The sequence below is a fragment of the Polaromonas sp. P1_G2 genome, assembly GCF_056405515.1.
The window spans coordinates 1-505 of record NZ_JBFUBY010000932.1 but is presented as its reverse complement, the minus strand read 5'-3'; the positions used below and the strand labels follow the sequence as shown (position 1 = coordinate 505).

Annotated in this window: 1 protein-coding gene; it reads right to left on the bottom strand. The window is 65.1% G+C overall.

Annotated elements, in window-relative coordinates; translation table 11 throughout:
• The coding region (locus AC1D0P_RS28400) for an SDR family oxidoreductase (RefSeq protein WP_477679789.1) at nt 1–505 on the bottom strand (505 nt) is incomplete at both ends.

Sequence of the window (505 nt, the reverse complement as noted above, 5' to 3'; positions counted from 1 at the left end):
GCGGCGAAGCCTTCGAATGTCGCGGTGCGCTGAGCATCGGGCATGAAACTCCACCATGGGGTATCGATGACCCCTGGCGAAACCGCATTCACCCGAAGCGGCTTGAGTTCAACCGCAAGCACCGGCACCATGGCCTCGATCGCGGCATTGACGGCCGCAAGCCCGGCCGTGCCCGGCAGTGCCGCCTGGGCGCTGACGGCTGAGACGAAAGTGATGCTGCCGCCATGATTGAGATGGGGCAAGGCGGCTTGCGCGGCTGCCGCATGTGCGACGGCTTTCGTCTGGAAGCCCCTGAGCAGATCGGCCATATCGAGTGTGGGGAAGGGGCCGCCGCCAAAACCGTTGCCGAGTGCCAGCACGATATGGTCGAACCGGCCGGCACTTTCGAACGCGCGATGGATGTCTTCGGGCTTCTCAGCGTCGGCGAAGGCCGTGCGGACGCCCGATGGCAGCGACTGTGCTGCGGCCTCCAGCTTTTCCTTGTCGCGGCCGATGATGGTTACGG